The following is a 19,113-nucleotide window of genomic DNA, read 5'->3' on the forward strand; positions in this document are numbered from 1 at the left end:
ATGGGGTGATGGAGCAGGTTGACAGGACTATTAACGTACGAGGTCGTAGTTATAGTCAGTGGTCTGCATGCCACGGGTCTTGTTATCCAGGTGCTCAAGCTCGGTGTTCACCAGAGTGGTGAGCATCTGCATGGCACCCTCGTAACCGAGAGTAGTAGCGCGGTGCAGGTGGTGACGGTCAAAGATTGGGAAGCCGATACGGATCAGCGGCACTTCGAACTCTTCACCCTTGTACAGCGTGTCACGCTGGATAAACTTGCCGTAGGAGTTACCGATCATGTAATCAGGCTTGTCGGTAAACACCAGAGAGCGCATGTGCCACAGATCCTTACCGATGTGCACAGTGCTGTTGGCACCGTATGGGCTCTCGGCCAGGATGGCATTCATGGCTTTCTGCCAACGCTTGTTGGCGTTGTTGGCAAGAATGTGGATAGGCTCACAACCCAGCTCCAGCAGGAACTTGGTCATACCCATAACGAAGTCAGGGTCGCCCCACAATGCGTAACGCTTGCCGTGCAGCCAGGCGTGGGAGTCGGTCATCATATCAACCAGACGGCCGCGCTCTTTCGCCAGCGACTCAGGGATCTCCTGACCGGTGATCTTGGCAATGCTCATCAGGAAGTTATCAGTCCACTCCAGACCCATTGGGATATTGAAGTCTTTCTCGCCAGGAGCTTCGTGGTTCCAGGTGTTCTTGACGAACTTGAGGCTCTTGGTGGACTGCCATGGCTGCAGGAAGATGGTGTTCAGCGCGTTTGGCGCATCCTTCACTTCATCCATGGTGGTACCGCCGGCGTACATGCGGAAGTGACCGTCAGCCGGGGTATCCAGAACTTCTTCAGGATCGGCCAGCATGGTGTAATCCACATCCATTTCAGCCAGCATGCGCTTGATGACGCGGTAGTTACCCAGGTAGGTCTCGAAACCGGGAACGATGTTTACCTTACCGTTGCTGCCAACCTCTTTGTCTTCCATGAAGTTAAGAGTGAAGTAACGGATGATACCTTCGAACATGTTGTCCCAACCGGTAGTGTGGCTGCCCACAAAGCTTGGGGTATGTGCAAAAGGTACGGGGTAGTCGTCAGGTACGTGACCTTCTTTCTTGGAGTTGTTGATGAACGCGTTGAGGTCGTCACCAATAACTTCAGCCATACAGGTAGTCGATACAGCAATCATGTCCGGCTTGTAAGTCGCCTTACAGTTTTCCAGGCCGTCCATCATGTTCTTCTGACCACCGAATACAGCGGCGTCCTCGGTCATGGAGTCAGACACACAGGAGATTGGCTCCTTGAAGTGACGGTTGAAGTAGGTACGGAAGTACGCCACACAACCCTGACTGCCGTGAACGTAAGGCATGGTGTTTTTGAAGCCCAGGGAGCAGAGTACGGCGCCCAGTGGCTGACAGGCCTTGGCTGGGTTAACGGTCAGGGCTTCACGCTCGAAGTTGAGGTCCTGGTACTCCTGGGTGGTGGTCCACATGAACACTTCGTCGATCTTTTCCTGAGGATGCTTCTCTTCGAAGTTGTCACGCTTGTTACTAAGCATATCCTTGTAGTCCTGATCACGGAACAACGGATAGCTGGGCTTAATGTTGTCAACTGACTGACTCATGATAGTTCCTCCTCCCGCGCCACTAATCTGTGGTCCGGCGGGTTGCGGTTAAGAATGGCGGGCCGGAACCCGCCTTTAATACCAGTTAGCTCTGAACTCAGGCGCTCGCAGCAACAGCGTCGGCACTTTCAGCAGTTTGCTTCCAGGGGGCCTGCAGCTTGTTCCAGCAAGGGTTGTTCAGGGTCATGTCCATATCGCGGGCGAAGATGGCGAAACCATCGAAGCCGTGGTAAGGACCGGAGTAATCCCAGGAGTGCATCTGACGGAAGGGAATACCCATTTTCTGGAAAATGTACTTCTCTTTAATACCGGAACCGATCAGGTCAGGCTTGAGCGCTTTAACAAACTCTTCGAACTCATAGCCGGTGACATCATCGTACAGCAGAGTCGCATCGCCCATCTCTTTCAGGGTGCGATCGTAGTCGTCGTTGTGGCCGAACTCGTAACCGGTACCGATTACTTCCATGCCCAGATCTTCGTAAGCGCCGATCACGTGACGTGGACGCAGACCACCGATGTAGAGCATGACTTTCTTGCCTTCCAGACGAGGACGGAACTTGGCGATAACCTCATCCCACTCTGGCTTGTACTTGGCGATAACTTCTTCGCACTTGGCCTGGATAGTCTCATCGAAGTGTGCAGCGATCTTACGCAGGGACTCGATGGTCTTGGTTGGGCCAAAGAAGTTGTACTCCATCCATGGAATCTGATACTTCTCTTCCATGTGACGGGAGATGTAGTTCATGGAGCGGTAGCAGTGAACCAGGTTCAGCTTAACCTTTGGAGTCAGCTCCATCTCGGAGATGGTACCGTCACCAGACCATTGAGCTACACAGCGCAGGCCCATCTCTTCCAGCAGGATACGGGAAGACCAGGCGTCACCACCGATGTTGTAGTCACCGATGATAGCCACGTCGTAAGGAGTGGTTTCAAAGGTGTCGTCCTCGTCGCGGGCGCTCAGCACCCAGTCGCGAACGGCGTCGTTGGCAATGTGGTGACCCAGGGACTGGGACACACCGCGGAAACCTTCGCAGCGCACAGGTACAACAGTTTTGCCGTGCTCTTTGGTTTTGGCTTTGGCAACCGCTTCGATGTCATCACCAATCAGACCAATTGGACACTCTGACTGGATGGAAATGCCCTTGTTCAGAGGGAACAGGGTTTCAATCTCGTCGATCAGTTTGGCCAGCTTTTTGTCGCCGCCAAATACAATGTCTTTTTCCTGGAAGTCAGACGTGAAGTTCATGGTCACGAACGCGTTTACACCAGTGGTACCGATGTAGTAGTTACGACGACCAGCACGGCTGTACTGTCCACAACCAACAGGGCCATGAGAGATATGGATCATATCTTTGATGGGACCCCATACCACACCCTTGGAACCTGCGTAGGCACAACCACGAATGGTCATCAGGCCTGGCAGGGACTTTTTGTTAGAGGTGATACATTTCTTGGACTGCTCCAGCTCTGGATCGTTGGGAGAAAGGTGCTTGGCACGGTTAGCCTTGGCTTTCTCCGGATAGACTTCGAGCACTTCCTGAATCAAGGATTCAACTTCATCTCGTGACATAGTGGCCATGGTGAGCCTCCTCTTGTAAACGGTTACGGGTCTCGGTACAGCTGGCAGGTACTGATGTACCTGCCGGGCTGCATCCGATAGGGCCAATCTGCCCTATCCCGATGTTCGGCTGTGTTTACACTCAGCCTTCGAGTTCTGCAGCGGTCTTACCTACAACGCTCAGATCTTCTTCGTCCATGATGCCGAATTCCATCAGCAGGTCTTCCAGCTCATCCATGGTGATAGGAGTTGGGATAACCAGCTTCTTGTTATCAACAATCTTCAGAGCCAGCTGACGGTACTCGTCGGCTTGCTTGGCAGAAGGATCGTATTCGATAACAGTCATACGACGGATTTCAGCGCGCTGTACAACGTTGTCACGTGGTACGAAGTGGATCATCTGAGTGCCCAGCTTCTCAGCCAGAGCCATAATCAGCTCGTCTTCACGGTCAGTGTTACGAGAGTTACAGATCAGGCCAGCCAGACGCACGCCGCCGGAGTTGGCGTACTTCACGATACCCTTGGAGATGTTGTTGGCAGCGTACATAGCCATCATCTCACCGGAGCAAACGATGTAGATTTCCTGAGCCTTGTTTTCGCGGATAGGCATGGCGAAGCCACCACACACAACGTCACCCAGTACGTCGTAGAATACGAAGTCGAGATCGTCTTCGTAGGCACCTTCTTCCTCCAGGAAGTTAATCGCAGTGATTACACCGCGACCCGCACAGCCAACACCTGGCTCTGGACCGCCGGACTCAACACAACGAACATCGCCGTAGCCAGTCTTCAGTACATCTTCCAGCTCGAGATCTTCAACGGTGCCAGCTTCAGCAGCCATTTCCATAATGGTGTTCTGAGCTTTTGAGTGCAGGATCAGACGGGTAGAGTCTGCTTTAGGGTCACAACCAACGATCATGACTTTCTTGCCGGCTTCGGCCAGTGCGGCTACCAGGTTTTGAGTAGTGGTAGATTTACCAATACCACCCTTGCCGTAAATTGCACATTGACGCATTGCCATAGTATTTCTCCTCTGATTCAACAGGTGGCGTTCGCCACCGACTGATGGCTATCGGCCTAAAATTGCTTGTCACAGCAGGCAGCGTCGCTGCAGTAGCGTGTGCTGCCTGTTCACGATCTACAGGTGCGAAACTTGTGCCACTGCCAATACGACAAACTAACCAGCTGTTTTTAATAGCTTTTTTTGAATTTGTCGGACAACAACAACAACCAACGGACACGACAAGTCGGGAGTAAATGTCGTATAGCCCACACGGAACCGGCGCAAAAACCCGACAAAGCGTCGGGTTTTTAGTTTGGTTATCGAAACCAGGGAAGCTGCCGCTTTTTTGTCGCAAATCCGTCAAAAGCGCTGCCATATAGAGAAGACACTCACTTTTGTCGGCTTTGTCGCAAGGGGAATTATTGGGAAATCAATCAGTTAGCGGTGGTGTGCTTTTTGCGATCTGTACAGGGATAGCCACCAAAACCGGAGACACCACAATGATTGATGCAGCGACACTTACGACCATCACCGAAGGCCTGGCCGACGGCAGTGTGGTTCCTTACCTTGGCGCTGGCGCCCTGCGCGGCGTAACCAACAAAGCCGATGGCACACCCATTCCCGCTGACAGCGAGAGCCTGATCCTCGCCATGAACAATGGCACACCCATGGCTCCCAAGCTGATGTATGAGTTTCCCCGCGCGGCCATGAACCTGGAAAACAAGAAGGGGCGTAAATTTATTGAGCGCTTCCTCACCACCACCTATGGTGAAAAGCAGTGGACAGTTTCCCAACTGCACAGCTGGCTGGCGCTGGCCAACGCGCCCTACATTATCGACATCAACCGCGACACCCAGCTGCAGGATCTTTACAAGGATCGCCCCCATACACTGGCGGTAGGTCTCGCCCGTATTGCCGGCACCGATTACCGTTTCAAACTCTATGAGTTTACCGACGGTGCTTACAAAGAGGTGTCACTGGCGGAAGTGAATCCGGCGCTGCCCGTACTCTTCAAACCCATGGGAACGCCATTACCGGAAGCCAACTACATTGCCTCCGACGCTGACTACGTGGATTACATCACTGAGCTGATGGGTGGCTTTGCGGTGCCCTCCTTTATCAAGGAGTACCGTATGGGCAAGAAATACCTGTTTATCGGTATGCGTATGCAGCGCGACACCGAACGCATGGTACTGGGTGACCTGATCTATGGTGCCGGTGAGCCTGCGGGCTGGGCCCTGATACCGGATCCCACCGAGAAGGAGAAGCGCTTCTGCGCCAAGAAAGGACTGGAAGTGATAGACGCGGATTGGGATGTGCTGCTGGGTCATGCCCAGGCGGAGCTGGCCTCTGCCTGAGGCTAATCGATGGAGCCGCGCCCGCGGCTCCGGACTTTACCCATAGTACCTGTGACGCTGTCAGCCAGCCGCTTGTTCATAGATAACAAAACGTTTGCGGGTGGGCTCCACCACACGCCAGACACCGCTGAATCCCGCCGGGATGACAAACTCATCTCCCGCCTTTACCGCAAACTCCTCACCGGAATCGCTGATTATCAGGCTGTAACCTTCGATAATCCGGCAGTACTCCTCTTCCGTGTAGCAAATACGCCAGGCACCCACTTCACTGCCCCACACCCCAATGCAGAACTGCCCGGTAGGATCTTCATACTCCAGCCACAATGACTGTTTGGGATTGCCGTCGATCAACTTCTCTGTGGCGACATAGTACTCCTCCACCGCAACCTGGGCGGTCGCGGGAAAGATGCGGGGCAAGGGTGTTGGTGTGTCAGGGCTCATACAGACTCCGGTGTAAAGCCGCGCTGGAAACAGCGCCGGCAACAGAAAAGGGTGGGACAACCGCCCCACCCTGCAGGTATTGGCATGCGGGAAACTGAAATCCCGCGCTGAGCGGCTTACTTGCCGAACAGGCCTTTGAGCTGATTGAGCTGCTCCTTCTCCTCATCGTCGAGGTTCTCGTTCAGCTTTTCATCCAGCTTGGCCTTGGCCTTCTCCTTGGCGATGGCTTCGATACGTTTCTGTGCCGCACGCTTGGCCTCGTTGGTGAGGCGTTCAATCACTACCTGACCCAGTTGTTCAGGTGTCAGGCCATTCTCTTTGGTACCGAGATTCTTCATGTCGATGGTTGGCATTTTCACAACCTCTTCACCGTACTGGTCTGACTGGATAGTGAGTTTGCTCTCGGCAAAGCGGAAATGTTCGATCGCCAGTTTCACATCGCTGCCTTCGGCAGCAGGCTCAGCAGGCTTTTGCTCCGCCGGTTTGCTCTCACTGCTGGCAGTGTTCTGCTTGACGTTATTGAGCAGCGCCTGCAGGTTGTTGTCCTTGACGGTTTTGAATTCGGACAGCAACTCCATCTGATCAATCACCACTTCCTTGATCACAATGACATCGCCGCCGAGGGCACTGGTATCCAGCTGTACACCGATGGTGCCGAGGCTGAAGATGCTGTTGTCACTGAAGCCCTGGGGGTTGTGAATGGTCAGCCCATCCAGTTGTACCAGCCCTTCCTTCAGTTGTACCACTACGCCCTGCAGCTGCACATCAGTGCCCACCACTTTGGGCCCCACATCCTCCACCACCGCCTTGATAATCTTGTCGAGGTTTTGCAGTGCCAGCACTACCACAACAGCCACCACGGCAATGATGGCCACCAGTGCACCGACGGCAATTTTGATCGCTTTCATAGTTTCTCCCTGCGGTTTTCGATTCCGCTCTACTTTAATAATTGGTTGTGACGCTTTGAGGTCGTCTACCCCGGCATCAGGGTCCTGCCGGGTCCCCGGGTGACGCCTCTTCAAGCCCCTCGCGGGCCTTCTGCAGTTCCCGGTCCAGCGTCTGCATCAGTGCTTCCCAGCCGTCCAGCAACGCGTCATTGGCGCGTCGGGCCATGCCCTCCAGGCTCTGCTCGTCCACGCTTGCCAACTTCTCGTTGATACGCAGCAATTCCGCGTTCATCAGGTTCACCTGCTGCTCCAGTTCCGCCAGTTTGACGCTATCGGCACCCTGTTGTGTCGTCAGTGTCTGCAGGTGTTCCCACATCAGATAGTTGGCACCCAGGCTGCCGCCCAGCAGCACAATCAGTAATACGGCAAATCGTTTCATGACAAACCCTCCTGGTCATTAACCCGGCGATGACTATTCACCGCTGTCAGCGCCACCTTTCTGCTTTTGCAGGTACTGCACCAGCCGCAGTTTTAATGGCGCTGGCAGGTTCTGGATCGTAAGACTGTCGGACTCGCGATTGTACACAATCGTTTCCCCCAAGCACTCTGCGGCGAAGCTCATACTCAGTTGATCATTGCGGCCGCTGATGCGCACGAAATGCCTCAACTGCTTGCGATCCGGGTGCAGAGCCTCCGCCGGCAGCTTCACCTTCTGTCCTTCGCCATCATCACTGCCGGCAAACCGCTCAGCCCGCTCTGCCCTTTCCGCCACATAACGGGAGAAGCGCTCAGGCTCCTCCTGGTTGAGATGGCCGGACAGATCCCTTATGACCACCGGCTCGCCCTTTTTATCCTGTTCCAGGCAGTAGTCAATCACCCGATTGCGGTAAACGTGAGCTTCTTCCGCTTCCAGCTGTTCGCTGTAGTCGGCCACTACGTCCAAAAACACTTTTGTTTCCGCTGCCACATCGCGGGCGTCAGAAAAGCCGATCCACTGCCAGAAACAGTCGGTAAACTCCTTGTCACCCCTTGCCCGCAGTACGCTGAGGTAGCTGTTGTCGTTGCCGGAGAGCCAATCGCTCAGCTCTACCTTGGCCGCTGCGGTGACACCACGAACATCCAGATAGAAGGTTTTTTGTAACTGCAGCTCACCATCCAGCCACACACCCTCGTTGGGCTGGATAAAAAACAGGTAGGCGGCATCGCTGTCAGCGAGCTTTTCCAGCGCAATCAGCAGGTAGCCATCGATCACCACTTCGGTTTCACCCAACAGGCTGCGCAGGTGCTCGGCGGCCTTACCGGAGAAGGTCTCAAAAGCCATCTTCTCCTCACAGCACTCCCGCAGCCACTGGCCCACCACGGCGACGCTCAGATCATTGCTGAAGCGCCCATACTGCTTGCCCGCCTTACCAAGATAGGCGTGCTTGAGCTCCCGTACCAGTTCTTCCAGCGGGCCATTGAGCGTCAGCACAGCGGGCGCCTGCTGCAGGCTGACCGCGGCGTCAGGTCCGTCACGGCGAATGGCGTGGGCTATGCAGTGTGTTATGGCCAAAAGGAACTCCTCGGGTAAAAAGATTTCTGAACTATTTCGCACTCAAGCGGGCAAGTATACCCGCCCGGGAGCCAAAACCCATGCCCTTGTCCGCATCCCTGTGCCCCATGACCGTTCATCTTTCCGGGACGGACGGATATACTGCCCCGCTCACTGCAAGAGAGAACTGACATGCGCCTGACTGGCTGTTTTTTAATCATTTTGAGCCTTCTGGCTGCGCCGGCCAGCGCTGAAGAGAAGGTCACGATTGAAGAGTTCAACTGGCTCGACAACAGCTATCTGGAAAAGCAGGTGGCACGGGTCGACGAGCTCGGTCGCAGCGAGTTCGGAACCCCGGTGCGGGGTGACAAGAGCGACCTGGAGCTGCTGCAACGTATCATCTACCGTGGCCTGATCCCCAAGGATGACTCCCTGCGCCTGCAGGCCCTGGGTGTGGTACTGGGCAACGTGATGGTGAAAGATTTCGGCCTGGAGTGGAAAAAATACACCGACAGGATTGGCAGCACTCGCGCCGCCTGTATACCCGGCACCCAGGAGTGCGTGTTCCCCGTCACCATGCTGTCGCGGCGCATGGAAGTAGGCCTGATGCCGGATGTGCAGCGCATTTACGGCGAGGTGCAGGAGATGATCAAACCTTTCCAGCCCAAACTTCCCTATCAGGTGAATTGAGGCCGGGGAGCAGGCAACACGCTTGCTGTCATCAACCTCTAGGGCTAGTCTGAGGCAATTAATATTGAAGGACACGGAGACCCGGAATATGGAAGCCCATCTCAATCAGGAGCTGGAACAGTTGCAGACCCTCTACACCCTGTTGATGGAGTTCTTCGTTAACTACAGCTTCCAGTTACTGGGCGCCATGCTGATCCTCCTCGTCGGCGTGCTGGTGGCCCGCAAGGTGAGCACCATGGTGTTGCACCTGTGTGAACGCAAAAACCTCGACATTACCCTCAGCCGCTTTATTGCCGCCGTGGTGCGCATCCTGATTGTGGTGATGGTGGCGATCATTTCCCTGGGCAAGATCGGCATCAGCGTAACCCCGTTCGTCGCTGCCGTAGGCGCCCTCTCCCTTGGCGCCGGTCTGGCGGTACAGGGCCTGCTCTCCAACTACGGTGCCGGCCTCAATATCATCATGACCCGGCCGTTTGTGGTGGGTGACACCATCTTTATCCAGGGGCAGACCGGGCTGGTGGATGAAGTCCGCCTGGCCTGCACCGTACTGGTCAATGAAGACGGTACCCGCATCACCATTCCCAATCGCCACATTGTGGGCGAGATCCTGCACAACTCCGCCAGTTTCAGTCTCGCTGAACTGAGCGTTGGTATCGCCTACAGTGAGGATCCGGAACAGGTTATCGAACTGCTGCACCAGGCCCTGTGCAAGCTGGATGGCGTGGATGCCGAACAGAAGCCACCCCAGGTAGGCATTGATGCCTTTGCCGACAGCAGCATAAATATTGGTGTGCGTCTGTGGCTGCCCACCGAGCGTTTTATGAGCCTACGCTTTGAAGCCAACCGCTGTATCTACCGGACGCTCAAAGAGCACCATATCCAGATCCCCTTCCCGCAGCGTGAAGTACGCCTGCTGCAGGACAGCTGATCCCCCGTGCCGGACTCCAGCGCCCTGCTCCCACACCCCGCCGCCACGGTCATACTGCTGCGCCCGGCGGCGACTGGCTTCGAGGTGTTATTGCTCAGGCGCAGTGAACAGCTGGCGTTCGCGGCTGATCGCTGGGTGTTTCCCGGTGGCCGTATTGATGCTGCTGACGCCCCTGGCCAGCCCCGCGAATCCCTGCCTGCGGCCCGTGCCGCAGCGGCCCGGGAAACCCTGGAGGAAGCCGGACTAAGGGTCAACAGCGAGCATTTCCTGCTGTGGAGCTACTGGCTGACACCAGCGGGCAAGAGCCGGCGCTTCTCCACCTGGTTTCTGCTGGGAGATGTGAGTACTGATCAGTCCGTGGAAGTGGATCAGGGCGAGATTGTCGAAGCCCGCTGGCTGACACCCGCAGAGGCCCTGCTGCTGCAGCAACGGGGCGAACTACCGGTACTCCCCCCCGCCATTATCACCCTGCAGGAGCTGGCAGGGCTGGACAGTATTGCGGCCGCCAGGGCCTTCTGCCAGGACCGTCAGCCCCCCGCCTACAAACCCCGTATTATGATTGCCGGTGACCGCACCATCAGCGCCTACGAAGAAGACTGCGCCTACCTGAGCGGTGATCCGGAAAGCGAGGGGCCGCAGCACCGTTCCGTCATGATAGACGGTATCTGGCACTACGTCAGACGGCCCTGAGGTCAGGACCGCCCTGGACTCAGGCTGGCTCTTCCACTTTGCCGGAAGCCGGCAAAGCTGCCTGCTGCGGTTGCCCCTGCATGATGGCCAGTCGCAATGCGCGGATCTCCTCCTGCAAGTCCCGCAGGCTCGGCTCCCCCGCCGCTTCAGCTTCGGCTTTGGCAGCCTGCTGGTGCTCCTCTTCCATCACGTTGACCACAATTCCAATGATCATGTTGAGGAAGGCAAACGCCGTGAAGAAGATAAACGTAAGGTAATAGGCCCAGCTCAACGGATAGACTTCCATGGTCTCGTACATGACGTCCGTCCAGTCCTCAAACGTCATCACCCGGAACAGGGTCAGCAGGCTCAGGGCAATATCACCCCACAGGGTCGCGTTGATGCTGTGGAAAAAGGTGCTGCCAATGGCAGCGTAGATGTAGAAGATGATGAACATCATCAGCACCACATACCCCAGCTGCGGCAGTGCCTTCATCAGCGAAGTCAGCAGCATGCGCAGCTCAGGGATAATGGAGACCATCCGCAGCACCCGGAAGATGCGCACCAGCCGGCCAATCAGTGCCATATCGCTGTTGTCGATCGGCACCAGGCTCACCACTACGATCAATGTATCGAAAATATTCCAGCCGTTGCGAAAGAAGCGCGCCTTGTTGGGTTCGCCGAGAAACCGCACCACGATCTCGAACAGGAAAATAATGGTGATCGACCAGTCCAGCACGGTGATGGATTGCACCACCCATTCCGGCAAGGGGTAGGTTTTTACACCGATCAGCAACGCTGACAGTACAATCACCGTAATAACAAACAACTCAAACACTTTATTGGAACGCAGGCGGAAAAACTGCTCCTGCAGACGGGCGTTAGCGGTAACAGCGGTCATTTATTACGAAACCTCATACATCTTCAATCAACCACTCCTGATCCACAAAGCGTTGGCTGCGGGCCAGCGCCGGGAGCAGGACTGTATCAGCAAACTCACAACCCGTCGCCAAAATCTCGCGTTGCCCTTCCTTATTGGCAATGGTCGGTTCGTGCCCCTCATCCAACACCGCCAGAAGCTTCTGGTAACCGGGCTGCCAGGCTCTGGTCTCAGGAAACGTGGCGCGTAAACTTTTCAGGATCTGCATGCCCGCGTAGTCCAGATCTCCCCAGAAAAAACAGGGGAAAACACTACCCCCTCCGAACCAGTAGCGTTCAAAATGGACACAGCTCTCCTCTTTGGAACCGCCGCTATAACTGAACCACACTGCGTCCCGATTACGGGCTCGATCACTGGTCAACTTGAACCCCTGGCTGTAGACCAGCGCCGACCGGCGAGCATCGGAAAACGCTTGCTCGGCCAGCCAGCAGAAACTGTCCCAGTTCTCGACAAACAAAATATGGTCAAAATCAGTCGGAAGATGCACTTGTACATTCAGACGGCGCGGCAGAATAAGCTCCTCAATATCCGGAAACAGGAGCCGTAAACGGGATACAGGGAATTTGCGCTCAAGGAACTTGGAATCTCGTTGGAATAGCTGCGTACTCAAACGACGCAAGGTCATCGGCCCGCTCAAAATCGCACTAATTTTACCCAGTTCGATCACCACTTGATCGGAACTCCAGCCATCCAGGCTTAGCGGCCGACGCAGGAGGTCTTCAATGGCCCCCGGAAACACCTCCCGATGACTTAGCACTGCCGCTTCCCATTCCACCTGCTGCAGTGACACACGCGGCATTTGTAACCAATCGCGCAGTGTTGCTTCCTGCTGGCCATCAGAACGAACCTTGACTTTCACTCCGGATACCGGAGGCAGCTCTTCCAGACGCTCGCCCTTTGCTTTCGGCAAGAGCGTCAGCAGCCGGAACTCCTGATGCAACTCCCGTAGGCATTGCCAGCTGAAGTCACTATCCGGGTGCAAGTAAAGCCATCGGGCGTTGCTTTCAGTCAATGATACTGCCTGCAGCGATGAAATCTCCGTGCCCTTATCCAGCTTGCGAACAAACCGTCGTAATAAACCATCGATGTCAGGCTGATCCGGTAGCCACTTGGGGGGCTGCGACGTCAAGCGTCCACCTCATCCAGAAAATCCAGCGAGGCCTGCTGGCGAATGGCCCGGCGATGGTTGGCCATCAGCTCGGCGATCTTCTCTTTATTGCACTGCTGGCGGTCCACCAGCACCCGGGTGTGAAGCTCACCTACCGGCGCGGTTGTGGGCACTTTACTGAAGACAAACTGGTTGCTGATCAGGTCCATAAACGGGCCCGACTTGCTGGTGGGCATGATAAACATCAGCTGCAGCCCCAGTGACTCCGTCAGGTAGCGGATAACCTCCTTGGAGCGGTGTTCATCCATCTTCGAGAAGGCCTCATCCACCAGCACCATGCGCAGGTGGGTCTTGCCTTCGTTGAAGCGGAACGCGGAGGTAATGGCGGCACTGCGGATGATGTAGGCCGGGGTTTCCAGCTGGCCGCCGGAGCCGGTGCCGTACTGGCTGAGGGCAATCGGCGCCTTGCCCTCAGGTTTCTTGTAGATTTCGTAGCGGCGGTAGTTGCGATAGTCGGCGATACGAGCCAGCTCCCGCAATGCCTTGTCCTCGTCTTCGTCCAGCAGCATGGCCATCAGCCGGTCCCGCACCTGCTGGTGCTTGCTGCTCAGCTCCATGCTGAACAGGGTTTCACCGTCGCCGAGGCTGGGGTTATCCATCACTGCCTTGAAGAACTGCCAGTACTCACGGAACTCCGGCAGCCACTCCCAGCCAAACTCAAAGCTCTCCCGGTCAGCGCCGAAACGGTGATGCTGCAACTCTTTGTTGAGGGATTTCAGCGTGTGCTCGCCATCGTTGATGGCCTGGTAGATAGAGTGGCAGAGGTTGGTAACAAAAGCGTTATTAAAACTCTCCCGCAGGCTGCTGAGCTCTTCGTAGCGGCGCGCCAGGATGTTGTTCTTGAAGCGGTTGTAGAGTGCATCCAGCTGCCGCTGCAGGTCGCACACATGGCGGAAGTTGTTGCGCCCCAGGGCGTCGGCGAAATCCAGTTCCACCGCCAGTGCATCGCTGCCCTGGCAGTGCTGGTTATGCTCCAGCAAACGCTTTTGCAGGGTATTGAGTTCTCCGGTCAACTCGCCGGCCAGGGTCTCTGCGGCGTTGGCGAAGTAGTCGGGATTGTTGTGGGCCTGAACCTGCTGCTCGGCCAGGGCCAGCTGCTGTTCGGCGTCGAAGTCGGCGCGAATGGCGGTGAGGCTGCGCAGGTTGTCTTCGGCTGTCTCCAGCAGTTCCAGGTTGTGATCCTGCTCCTCGCCCAATTGATGACAGGTTTTATCCAGCGCCGTTAGACGAGCCTTGAGGTCAATCAGGCCCTTGTTCAGCACCGACAGCTTCTCTTCCTGCTGTTTTTCCTCCGCTGCCAGCTGCTCCAGCTGAGCTTCCAGCTCGGTAAAGTCCGACAGGTCCAGCTGGCGCAAACTCTCTTCCGCCTGTTGCAGCTTGCGCTGCACCGCGAGCATGGCCTGCAGTTTGTCGGCGTAGCTGAGCGACTTGAGCTGATCCACCGATTGCAGCAACAGCTGGCACTCGTTGGCGTGATCGGCGCTCTGCTGCCACTCAATCTGCAATTCACTCAGTTCGTTGCGCTTGGCCTGCAGCGCCTTTTCCCGCGCCGCCTGGCCAAACACCAGTTCGCTGTCGGCAATGTCGCAGCGGAACATGGCGTAGTTGCCGGACCCCATGCCGTCCTGGGTAACCCCGCGGTGAGTATTGCGCAGGGTGTCGCCATCCGCCACCCGTTGCACCTGGCCGTAGCTGACCGTCAGGTAGGCTTCTGCCACCGCGTGGCCAAACTGCATGACGTGCACGATGGAGTCATCCGGCAGCTGGCGGATGCGCTCGGCGTCGCGGCGGGCCTTGCTGCCCTGAATCACCTTGGCCTGGCCTCCACGGTTGCCAGCCTGTTCACGACGCAGCAAACGAATGGCTTCAGCCTCGTAATCCTCTTCCACAATGATGCCGAAGCGATTCCCGCCAATGTAGCCTTCAATGGCGGACTGCCAGTCGCCGTTCACCACTTCCACATAGTCACACAGCACCCGCGCGTCGGCCTGCGGCAGCTGCCGCTGCAGCAGCTCCAGCGCATGACGCACAAAGCCGGGGTAGACGGTGCGGCGCTGCTCCAGCAGCTCAATGTCGGTCTCCTTGTCCCGCACCCGGCGCTGCAGCCGCTCGCTGCTCTGGCGGCGTTTGTCCCGCTCCTGCGCCAGCAGGTCCCGCAGGCTGCCGTCACTGCCGGCACTGGCCAGCCACAGCTCCGCCAGGCGATTGTGCAATTGCTGCTGCGCCAGCGCTTCATCAAGGTGATTTTCCAGCGGCGAGATATCGATCCAGTCGCGGGTGAAGAGAGCGTGAAAATCGATACTGGAGCTGTCACTGGCCACCCCGGAGAGAGTCTTGCCCAGTGCCTTGTCCGCCAACGCCGGTAACGCGACCGACAGCGACGTTTGTTGCAGCTGCTTGTGGATGTGTGCCGCCGCCTGTCGGTTACGCTGTAACTGTTGGTCCTGCTGCAACAGTCCTGGCGCAGACTGGGCCAGCTGCTGCTCGAGCTCGGCGATGCCCTGCTCCAGCTGATCCTTATCCCGCAGGGCCGGCACCTGCAAGCGGCGCAGGTCCAGCTCGTAGCGGCGCTGGCGAATATCCTTGCGACGCGCCTCGCCCAGCTCCGTATCGCGCTCGTTGGCCTGCACCTGCTCGCGCACGGCTTGTTGCAGGGTCTTCTCTTTCAGGTAGCGCCCCTGGCATTGTACGTAGCGACTGCGGGCCAGGCTGTAATCCAGCAGGTTTTGCTCCAGCCACTGGGTGACAAAGCGGTCGGCACTGTCGCGGGCGCTCTGCAAACGCTCGGTGGCTTCACGCAGTTGGCGGGCGTCCCCCTCCATGGCGTGAATGCGCTTGAGCATCGCGGAGACGTCTCGGATTGCGTCACCCAGGTCGCGGGGCTCCAGCACCTCCTGCGAGACAAATTCATCAATGCCCTTAATGGGCTTGTAGGCCATAAAGCGGGAGAAGGCACGGGCGGCATTCATCGCTTCGCGCTCGGAGACCGCATCGCGGCGACCCCGCAGGACACCATAGAGACGACAGAGATAGGCTTTTTTCTTGTCGTACTTCTCCACGGCGGCATTACCGAACTGCTTGCGCAGCTGAGTGTAGACACGATCCATGGGCACCACATAGCGCCCGCCTTTGTCGCTCTTCACCAGATCCGCCAGGCACAGGCTCACCTCGGGCAGGATAAAGAACAGGCTGTCGTCCAGGCGGGCAATTTTCTGCTGGCCCGACGTTTCCACAAACGCACGCATGGCCAGCAGCGCGGTAAAGGGTTCGCCATCTTCTCCATTGGTAGGCGCAAAGACCGCCGCCAGATAGCCGTCACAGGCCTGCGGACGGGCGTAAGCGCCATCATCACAACCCAGCACATAGGAAGCCAGTGTGCGCACCTGTTTGCCACCACGGCCACGCTGGGTAGACTCGTCCTGCCCCGGGTTAAAGTGAAACAGGTTGTCGTGCGCTGCGGTCATCACAGTCTGAATGGCATCGGCAGCGGTGGTCTTGCCGGAGCCATTGCCACCGGAGAGCAGGTTGACCGGCCCGAAATCGAATTCGGCGTGGGGGATATTGCCCCAATTCACATAGATGAATTTTTTCAGGTACACGCTCAATCCTCGTCGGCAGTGTCAGCAAACACGGAGTCAGCATCAACGCTGACCGGGTTGAGGGTCTGCTGCGGGGCGTTGTCCGGATTGTTATCTGGTTCGCTGCTGTCTTCGGCTACCGGCGGCTGTCCGGAGGCGGCAGCAGCCAGCAGTTGGTCAATCAACTCATTGCTCACCAGATTGACCACCATGGGGCGAATCTTGATCCAGCTGTCGCCGTCGGGCAGGTCGGCATCGGCGCTGTAACGGATCAACCGCAGCTGTCGCAGCCGTTTAAACAACTGACGGCGATCACTGATGTTTTCCGGCAGACTGCGGGACAACAGATTTTTCAACGCCAGCACCAGCGCTTCCATGGAGAGGTTAACGCAACCACCTTCGTCCACCTTGCCTTCCCGCAGTGCCTTGTCGTACTCCGTACGCAGCACCAGTACCAGTGCCACCTCCTGCTTGGAGAGGCGCGCCCGCAAGCCGCCGTTAAAGGGCTGGTCCTGCTCGTCGTCAATGCCTGGCACCCGCGCGCCCGGCGGGATCAGGCGTACATACTCAAAGTGACTGTCGTGATGCAGGCGCACCCCCATCAGCGCCAGGTAGTCGTCCACCAGTGATTCGATGCGAACAAAACGGTCGTAGAGATCGGACTCAATACGACTCTCGTCGCGGCAGATGACACCGTAGTCCAGCAGCCGCTGGATCAGCTCCAGCCAGTCACCCTGACTCAGGTTTTTCTCCTGCAGCTGCTGTTGCAAGGTCTCCAGCAGATTACTGCTCACCATTCACCTCTATCAGTTCGATCACAAATTCATCCCTGCGATGGAAATAGTCGTCAACCACTGCTGCCGCAGACTGCGGCAACCACTGGCCATCCCTGTCCTGACTCAGCGGTGTCACCCGCAAACGGAACTCCGAGCTCAGGTTATCCGCCGAACCCACCTGAATAGCCTGGGCCAACGCCAACAACTCGCGGGCGCTGCTGACCGGCAGATGGCGGGTATTGATCTGTCCGGTATGACGCAACGCCTCGTGAATATAGCCGCGCACATCGGCACTCTGGATGGCAAACGCCTGATCAAGGGCTTGCTGAATATAAAGTTCGCGACGAGCATCCCGGTCGATGCCCTGCTCTTCAATGACCCGGCTCTGTACCACCCGGCGGGCGCTGCGCTCCCGCAACTGGATCTGGCCGGGGTCGATGTAACCCAAAGTCACCCCGGCCAGGTGTGCACCGACCGTCTCCAGAATCCCGTCCTGCAGCTCCGGATCCAGAGCTGCAAGTTGCTGGCAGGCTTCCAGCAGCCCATCGTCGTTACGGCTGTGCAGGTAGCTTAACTGCCGCATGATAATGTCGGCACGCTGGGTAAAACTGTTGAGGGAACGACGCAACGCCGGCAGCATGCCTTCACAGGCGCTGCGCAACCTCTCTTCGATACCACACAGGAGGTTCTCCAGAATGGACTGCCCCGCCACCACCTGGCCCGGCAATATCTGTCGCAAGCGCAACTCCATCACCGCCCGCCAATCCTTGGCGGTGTCCTCGCCAGCGCCGCCATAGGGCCGCTTGCGACGGATCTTCTGGACCAGCTCACTGATCTGGTCGCGGTATTTCTCCACACTGTCGGCCGACAGCCGCACCTCCAGATCCGGCTTGAATCGCTGCTCCATAAAGGCGAAAAATTCGTCGGTGGCCTGCTCCACCAACTGCCTGGCTTCCACCTCCCGCACCAGCTGCCGCTTGCGATCCTCCAGCTCGGAGATCACGTCGGTGAAGTCACTGACAATACGCTCGGAATACTCAAAGGCATCCAGCAGGTCGTGTACCTCGCCTTTGTCGAGGAACGCCTGAAGACTGTTGCGGGTGTTGCGGGTGTTGCGGTTGCGGGTGCGGAACTGACGACTGTCGCTCTCGATAAAGGGCTGGGTAAAGAGCCGACCGGTCTTGCTGAAGGCGTAGGTACTGTGCAGTGTGGCCTCGTCCAGCTGACGTTCCAGCCAGCCGTGCTCCAGCAGAAGATTGAGGATAAATCCCGCCAGCTCCCGCTGGTTGCGAAAGCGCCCCTCTTCCTCGCCACTGACGCCATCATCGGCTTCAAGCAGGGGCGCACGAGCGATGGCTTCCTGGAAAATCGCCACCATCTGTTCACGACTGCGCAGGTGGCCAAAATCGCTGAGATCGGTGTACATGCGCTGGTAGAGCAGCCGCAGGCACTCCACCACCACTTCACGGTATTTACCGGTAAGCGGCCGAAAAAAATGCTCGCGGCTGTCAGAGAAAAACATGGCGGTTGTCATGCAGTCCGCTGTTGGCAATCCGGATGGTGAGTAGCCACTGCTACTCAACATCCAGACAGGTTTTGGCAAAGCTCTCCGCTTCGCTTGTGGTCCACTCGATATTGGGCTTGTTCATCATAAACTCACACCAGGCTTCGCCAACCAGCGGTGGCTCCTGCTTGCTGCCTTCAATGAACGCCAGCCCCAACATCACCAGCACCAAGCCCAGCAACAACAGAGAGGCAACAATCAGATACTGCTTCAAGAGTGCTTGCCTCAGCGGAAGATGCAGTTTTTGGTGTAGGCACTGGCGTCATTAGTGGACCAGTCACCATTGGGGGTCTCTTTCATTTTGTCACACCAGGCCTCACTACCCACCTTGGGGGAACAGCCGGTAACAAGAACGAGAGCGGCCAGTATGGCCAGGGGAATACGAAATTTCATGGTTCACTCCTGAGCGGT

General features: G+C 57.0%; 18 protein-coding genes. 4 read left to right on the plus strand and 14 right to left on the minus strand.

Features of this window, described 5'->3' with window-relative positions:
* Positions 1 to 30 precede the first annotated feature (30 nt).
* The 3 genes from nifK to nifH form a co-directional block, all read right to left on the minus strand.
* Positions 31 to 1,611 (minus strand): nitrogenase molybdenum-iron protein subunit beta, encoded by a 1,581-nt coding sequence (nifK, locus tag GSF27_RS03985; protein ID WP_160965924.1) that lies wholly within the window; start codon positions 1,609 to 1,611, stop codon positions 31 to 33.
* Between the two features lie 97 nt (positions 1,612 to 1,708).
* Positions 1,709 to 3,190 (minus strand): nitrogenase molybdenum-iron protein alpha chain, encoded by a 1,482-nt coding sequence (nifD, locus tag GSF27_RS03990; RefSeq protein ID WP_160965926.1) that lies wholly within the window; start codon positions 3,188 to 3,190, stop codon positions 1,709 to 1,711.
* Between the two features lie 121 nt (positions 3,191 to 3,311).
* Positions 3,312 to 4,190: a nitrogenase iron protein gene (gene nifH, locus GSF27_RS03995; RefSeq protein ID WP_160965928.1), complete on the minus strand. Its 879-nt coding sequence runs from the start codon at positions 4,188 to 4,190 to the stop codon at positions 3,312 to 3,314.
* Between the two features lie 482 nt (positions 4,191 to 4,672).
* Between nifH and GSF27_RS04000 the strand changes: the two genes are divergently transcribed.
* A complete protein-coding gene (locus tag GSF27_RS04000) occupies positions 4,673 to 5,530 on the plus strand; it encodes an SIR2 family protein (protein WP_160965930.1) in 858 nt (285 codons plus the stop codon).
* Positions 5,531 to 5,590: 60 nt separating this feature from the next.
* On the opposite strand, the gene GSF27_RS04005 is transcribed toward GSF27_RS04000, so the two are convergent.
* The 4 genes from GSF27_RS04005 to GSF27_RS04020 all read right to left on the minus strand — a co-directional run bounded on the left by GSF27_RS04005 (position 5,591) and on the right by GSF27_RS04020 (position 8,410).
* Positions 5,591 to 5,971, minus strand: coding sequence for a cupin domain-containing protein (locus tag GSF27_RS04005; protein WP_160965939.1), 381 nt, complete (start codon positions 5,969 to 5,971; stop codon positions 5,591 to 5,593).
* Positions 5,972 to 6,087: 116 nt separating this feature from the next.
* Positions 6,088 to 6,879 (minus strand): AsmA family protein, encoded by a 792-nt coding sequence (locus GSF27_RS04010; RefSeq protein ID WP_160965941.1) that lies wholly within the window; start codon positions 6,877 to 6,879, stop codon positions 6,088 to 6,090.
* 76 nt (positions 6,880 to 6,955) lie between these two features.
* Positions 6,956 to 7,297, minus strand: a complete 342-nt coding sequence (locus GSF27_RS04015; RefSeq protein ID WP_160965943.1) for a hypothetical protein — start codon at positions 7,295 to 7,297, stop codon at positions 6,956 to 6,958.
* Between the two features lie 33 nt (positions 7,298 to 7,330).
* Positions 7,331 to 8,410 carry a nucleoid-associated protein gene (locus tag GSF27_RS04020; RefSeq protein WP_160965945.1) on the minus strand — a complete coding sequence of 360 codons (1,080 nt, stop codon included), beginning with the start codon at positions 8,408 to 8,410 and terminating at the stop codon, positions 7,331 to 7,333.
* A 201-nt stretch (positions 8,411 to 8,611) separates the two neighbouring features.
* Between GSF27_RS04020 and GSF27_RS04025 the strand changes: the two genes are divergently transcribed.
* The 3 genes from GSF27_RS04025 to GSF27_RS04035 all read left to right on the plus strand — a co-directional run bounded on the left by GSF27_RS04025 (position 8,612) and on the right by GSF27_RS04035 (position 10,697).
* On the plus strand, positions 8,612 to 9,079 hold the full coding sequence (locus tag GSF27_RS04025; protein ID WP_237457341.1) for a DUF3806 domain-containing protein: 468 nt from the start codon (positions 8,612 to 8,614) through the stop codon (positions 9,077 to 9,079).
* 88 nt (positions 9,080 to 9,167) lie between these two features.
* On the plus strand, positions 9,168 to 10,007 hold the full coding sequence (locus GSF27_RS04030) for a mechanosensitive ion channel family protein (protein WP_160965949.1): 840 nt from the start codon (positions 9,168 to 9,170) through the stop codon (positions 10,005 to 10,007).
* A gap of 6 nt (positions 10,008 to 10,013) precedes the next feature.
* Positions 10,014 to 10,697: an NUDIX hydrolase gene (locus tag GSF27_RS04035; protein WP_160965951.1), complete on the plus strand. Its 684-nt coding sequence runs from the start codon at positions 10,014 to 10,016 to the stop codon at positions 10,695 to 10,697.
* 19 nt (positions 10,698 to 10,716) lie between these two features.
* Here GSF27_RS04035 and GSF27_RS04040 read toward each other — a convergent pair whose 3' ends face one another.
* From GSF27_RS04040 to GSF27_RS04070, 7 genes are read right to left on the minus strand one after another with little or no spacing between them, the layout of a single operon-like run.
* Complete coding sequence (locus GSF27_RS04040) at positions 10,717 to 11,577, minus strand: ion transporter (RefSeq protein ID WP_160965953.1); 861 nt, start codon at positions 11,575 to 11,577, stop codon at positions 10,717 to 10,719.
* A gap of 13 nt (positions 11,578 to 11,590) precedes the next feature.
* Entirely contained in the window at positions 11,591 to 12,745 is a 1,155-nt protein-coding gene (locus tag GSF27_RS04045; protein ID WP_160965955.1) for a Wadjet anti-phage system protein JetD domain-containing protein, read from the minus strand.
* Entirely contained in the window at positions 12,742 to 16,383 is a 3,642-nt protein-coding gene (locus GSF27_RS04050) for an SbcC/MukB-like Walker B domain-containing protein (protein ID WP_160965957.1), read from the minus strand. Before GSF27_RS04050 ends, GSF27_RS04045 begins: the two co-directional genes overlap by 4 nt.
* Before the next feature lie 2 nt (positions 16,384 to 16,385).
* Positions 16,386 to 17,159, minus strand: a complete 774-nt coding sequence (locus GSF27_RS04055) for a DUF4194 domain-containing protein (protein ID WP_202410261.1) — start codon at positions 17,157 to 17,159, stop codon at positions 16,386 to 16,388.
* Positions 17,146 to 18,660 (minus strand): Wadjet anti-phage system protein JetA family protein, encoded by a 1,515-nt coding sequence (locus GSF27_RS04060; RefSeq protein WP_160967484.1) that lies wholly within the window; start codon positions 18,658 to 18,660, stop codon positions 17,146 to 17,148. The genes GSF27_RS04055 and GSF27_RS04060 overlap by 14 nt, the downstream gene beginning before the upstream one ends.
* Before the next feature lie 52 nt (positions 18,661 to 18,712).
* A complete protein-coding gene (locus GSF27_RS04065; RefSeq protein WP_160965959.1) occupies positions 18,713 to 18,916 on the minus strand; it encodes a DUF3012 domain-containing protein in 204 nt (67 codons plus the stop codon).
* Positions 18,917 to 18,927: 11 nt separating this feature from the next.
* A complete protein-coding gene (locus GSF27_RS04070) occupies positions 18,928 to 19,095 on the minus strand; it encodes a DUF3012 domain-containing protein (protein WP_160965961.1) in 168 nt (55 codons plus the stop codon).
* Positions 19,096 to 19,113: the final 18 nt, after the last annotated feature.

Source organism: Pseudomaricurvus sp. HS19 (assembly GCF_009857815.1).
Classification (GTDB): Bacteria; Pseudomonadota; Gammaproteobacteria; order Pseudomonadales; family Cellvibrionaceae; genus Pseudomaricurvus.